The following is a 249-nucleotide window of genomic DNA, read 5'->3' as shown; positions in this document are numbered from 1 at the left end:
CGCCTTCATCACGAGGAAGGCCCCAGCGCTATTCTGATCTCGCCATCACCACCGTTCTGGTGATTAAACGCGTATTCAGGCTGACCCTGCGCGCTGCGCAGGGTTTTATTGATTCCATTTTTGCACTGATGAATGTTCCGTTGCGCTGCCCGGATTACACCAGAGTCAGCAAGCGCGCAAAGTCGGTTAATGTCAGTTTCAAAACGTCCACCCGGGGTGAAATCGCGCATCTGGTGATTGATTCCACCG

General features: G+C 53.4%; 1 protein-coding gene. It reads left to right on the top strand.

Features of this window, described 5'->3' with window-relative positions:
- On the top strand, window positions 1-249 hold a 249-nt coding region (locus L2I46_RS29885; protein WP_211657804.1), incomplete at both ends, for a transposase.

Source organism: Klebsiella sp. 2019SCSN059, from assembly GCF_021739525.1.
Classification (GTDB): domain Bacteria; phylum Pseudomonadota; class Gammaproteobacteria; order Enterobacterales; family Enterobacteriaceae; genus Klebsiella; species Klebsiella quasipneumoniae.
This window is presented reverse-complemented; position numbering and strand designations above follow the sequence as displayed.